This window comes from Halomonas sp. (genome assembly GCF_041689495.1).
Taxonomy (GTDB): domain Bacteria; phylum Pseudomonadota; class Gammaproteobacteria; order Pseudomonadales; family Halomonadaceae; genus Halomonas.
This window is the reverse complement of record NZ_JBDNGD010000133.1, coordinates 1-3,655: the sequence shown is the minus strand read 5'-3', so window position 1 is coordinate 3,655 and position 3,655 is coordinate 1. Positions and strand designations below refer to the sequence as shown.

Sequence of the window (3,655 nt, the reverse complement as noted above, 5' to 3'; positions counted from 1 at the left end):
GGCCCCATCAAGGATTGGACGACGCGACACCCGATGAGGTGTATTACCATCAACCACTGACCCAGGCGGCCTGACGCCAATGAACAACCGATCAGAGCTTAGATGACCTGTCAGGTGGTCCAGAGGATAGGGACCACTTCACCCTCGTGTCCGATTTTATCGAATTTTTCCAAATTTATCGTCACGTTCCCTATATGAACAGCCACGATCAACGGATATTACAACCTCATTGTTGATTCATGCGTTAACTTCCTGCTAGACGGTTGGCGGCCGAGCATTGATCAGCTTCCATAATTGATCAGCTGCAGAAGCGCCATTTCCTGATTGGCGATAGCAGGCCACCACCAGCATCGGCCCTCCCAACCGCTCTAAGAGTGAGGCGAGTTTCCCCGCCTCCAGGTCCGACTCGATCAGGCCATGTGGCAGCCAGCCAATCCCCAGGCCCGCCATCAACAGCTCGCGGATGCCTATCGTGAAGGCTGTTTCACAGACCAGTTCGACATCGTAATGACGTTGCAGGTCCAGCAGGTAAGGGGAAGACAGCACGCCACCCAGAAAACTGCTGGGTTCATAGCTAATCAAGGGCAGCCGGGTCTGATTTTCGAGGTCGAATATCGGTTGGCCGAAGCGATCAGTTGCGCACACCGGCACGAGCTGTTCGGTCCCCAACTGCACCCGATGGACTTCAGCGCAATCCACCAGCAGGGGCGAACCTTGGAGCTCGCTGCACAGCAGGAGGTCCGCGTCCCCCCGTTGGAAGTCGCGGATGCAGTCGCTGCGATCCGACGATCTCACCTGCAACCTGGCTTGCGGGGCGTGCTGGCGAAAGTGTCGCAGAAGTCGAGGCAAGTAGCTGACAGTCAAGGTGTGCTGGGTAGTGAGGATCGCACGCGGCCCATGCGCGGCATCAGCGCGTATGCGGCCGCGCAGCGCGTACAGGTGTGCCAGCCAGTCGCGAAGCGATGCTTCGTAGGCTTGCGCATGGGGCAATAGCGTCAGCCGTGGCGAGTGGCGATCGATCAACTCGACGCCCAGCCAATCTTCCAATTGACGAATACGCCGCGAGAACGCGGGCTGGGTGACATGACGCCATTCTGCCGCCTGCGAGAAAGTGCCTGCTTCGGTGAGCGCAAGAAAGTCCTCGATCCACTCGATTTTCATGATTAATTCCTGGAATTCTGTCTATCAGCAGAAATAAATTCTTATTATGCAAAAATGTAATCGACTGACAGTATCTTGGCATTAGTCGGGAAAGTCCGAAAGGCACTAGTTTTAAGGCAGACCAAGCAATGGCTGACGGTTGTTCGTCGACTCTCTGGTCATTGGTCATGAAAGAGAGCACGCTCATGCAAAAAATTACTCGCTTGGAGGCACGCATGCACCTGTCCCGTTTCCCCCGCATCCGTCTTGGACACTTGCCGACACCGCTCGAGCCAATGGATAACCTGAGCCGTCTGCTGGGAGGGCCGCGCCTGTGGGTCAAGCGCGATGATTGCACTGGCCTTTCCACCGGTGGCAACAAGACCCGCAAGCTGGAGTTCCTGATGGCCGATGCCCTGGAGAAAGGGGCCGATACCATCATCACCCAGGGGGCCACCCAGTCGAACCATGCGCGCCAGACCGTTGCGGCGGCCTGCAAGCTGGGGCTCGAGTGCCACATCCTGCTCGAGGACCGCACCGGCAGTCACGATCCCGCCTACAACTACAACGGCAACGTGTTCCTCGATCTGTTGCATGGCGCAACGGTCAGCAAGCGTCCTGGTGGCACCGACATGGCCGCCGAGATGGAGCGCTTGGCCGAGCGGCTCAAGGAAGACGGCAAGACGCCGTACATCATTCCCGGCGGTGGCTCCAACGAGATCGGGGCACTGGGTTACGTCAATGCCGGCCTCGAACTGCTGGCCCAGGCCAATGACATGGGTCTACAGGTCGACCACCTGGTGCACGCAACCGGCAGCGCAGGCACCCAGGCGGGGCTGGTCACGGGGCTTGCCGCATGCAACGCGGGCATTCCGGTACTCGGAATCGGCGTGCGTGCCCCCAAGGACAAGCAGGAAGCCAACGTGTTCGCGCTGGCCCAGAAGACGGAAGCCAAGCTGGGGCTTTCGGGTGTGGTGACCCGACAGGACGTTGTAGCCAACTGTGACTATGTCGGCGAGGGCTACGGGATTCCCACCCAGAGCATGGTCGAGGCCGTCACGCTGCTGGCGCGTCATGAAGGCATCCTGCTCGATCCGGTCTATTCCGGAAAAGGCATGGCAGGCCTGATCGACCTGATTCGCAATGGCCACTTCAAGGAAGGCGAAAACGTCGTCTTTCTGCACACCGGCGGCAGTGTCGCGCTGTTCGGGTATCCCGAGGCCTTCCATTTCCCTGACTACATGGCGTGACAGCGCCCGCTCAGGCCTGGGCGTGACTGCCTGACCCCAGCGCGAGAGGAATCAGCAGCTTTGCGGAGAACACAATGACAATTCGACACCTCAAGTCGGCGCAAGCGGGCGAAACGGTTGCCGCCGAAGATCAGCGCGTCACTACGTCGGTACGCGACATGCTCGACGATATCCGCGCGCGTGGTGAGGTCGCGGTTCGTGAATATGCCGAAAAGTTCGATGGCTGGACGGGGGATTTCGTGCTCAGCGATGAGAAGCGCCAGCGACTCATTGCCTCGGTGCCCCAATCCACCAAGGATGATATCGACTTCGCTCACCGTCAGATCAAGCGCTTCGCCGAGGCGCAACGCGACAGCCTCGTTTCCTTCGAGATCGAGACCGAGCCAGGTGTCGTGCTGGGGCAGCGGGGGCTGCCCGTGGGGTGTGCCGGCTGCTATATCCCGGGTGGCCGCTACGCGCATGTCGCCTCGGCGTTGATGAGTGTCGCCACCGCCAAGGCGGCGGGCGTTGCGCGTGGTGGCCTGTTCGCCGCCGCGAAGTGACAGCATCAATCCGGCGGTGGCCTATGCCCTGGACGTGGCCGGCGCGGACATGATCCTGGAGATGGGCGGCGTGCATGCCATGGCGAGCATGGCCTTTGGGCTGTTCGGTGGTCGTGAGGCCGACATCCTGGTGGGGCCGGGCAATGCCTATGTGGCCGAGGCCAAGCGGTTGCTGTTCGGTCAGGTCGGCATCGATGTGTTCGCCGGGCCAACCGAGTCCGCGATCATTGCCGATGATAGCGCCGATCCCATGACCATCGCCGTTGACCTGGCCTCCCAGGCCGAGCATGGCCCCAACTCTCCCGTTTGGCTTTTCACCACCAGCGAACCCTTGGCGCGCAAGGTCATCGAGCTGATGCCCAAGGTCGCCGATGACATGCCCAACGCCGAGGTAGTGCATGCCGCATGGCGTGATTTCGGCGAAGTGATCGTGGGAGACAGTCGAGAAGAGATCGTCGAGGTCAGCGATCGCTATGCCTGCGAGCACTGAAGTGGACCCCACTGTCAAGACAGAAAGTGCATGAGTTTAAGCAATGGCCTGTGCCTCACTCGCAGCTGAACAGCGCTGCCCTGGTCCCGCTGGTTCACCGGCCTCCAGCAGGGTGTGATCGACGGTCAGGATAACCCCTACATTGTCAATTACACGATGAAGTTTCATGAAGTACAGGACTATCTCACCGAGGTGCATTACCAGTATTCGCTTCAGCCGATTGTTATGGGTGT

At 59.8% G+C, this 3,655-nt stretch carries 2 protein-coding genes and 2 pseudogenes; 3 read left to right on the top strand and 1 reads right to left on the bottom strand.

Translation table 11 applies throughout. The features are described from left to right. Positions 1 to 255 precede the first annotated feature (255 nt). Positions 256 to 1,161, bottom strand: coding sequence for a LysR substrate-binding domain-containing protein (locus tag ACESMD_RS04445; protein WP_372610714.1), 906 nt, complete (start codon positions 1,159 to 1,161; stop codon positions 256 to 258). Between the two features lie 185 nt (positions 1,162 to 1,346). Here ACESMD_RS04445 and ACESMD_RS04440 point away from each other — a divergent pair, with 185 nt between their 5' ends. The 3 genes and pseudogenes from ACESMD_RS04440 to ACESMD_RS04430 all read left to right on the top strand — a co-directional run. After that, the gene (locus ACESMD_RS04440) at positions 1,347 to 2,390 is read left to right on the top strand and encodes a D-cysteine desulfhydrase (protein WP_372610712.1); all 1,044 of its coding nucleotides are present in this window, start codon (positions 1,347 to 1,349) and stop codon (positions 2,388 to 2,390) included. 74 nt (positions 2,391 to 2,464) lie between these two features. Next, positions 2,465 to 3,422 (top strand): annotated as a pseudogene (gene hisD / locus ACESMD_RS04435) (histidinol dehydrogenase). 114 nt (positions 3,423 to 3,536) lie between these two features. After that, a pseudogene (locus ACESMD_RS04430) lies at positions 3,537 to 3,655 on the top strand (C4-dicarboxylate ABC transporter substrate-binding protein); the annotation flags it as partial.

Bases quoted from the DNA above. Each gene is read 5' to 3' on its own strand.
- ACESMD_RS04440 (WP_372610712.1), top strand. From the start codon at position 1,347: ATGCAAAAAATTACTCGCTTGGAGGCACGCATGCACCTGTCCCGTTTC.
- ACESMD_RS04445 (WP_372610714.1), bottom strand. From the start codon at position 1,161: ATGAAAATCGAGTGGATCGAGGACTTTCTTGCGCTCACCGAAGCAGGC.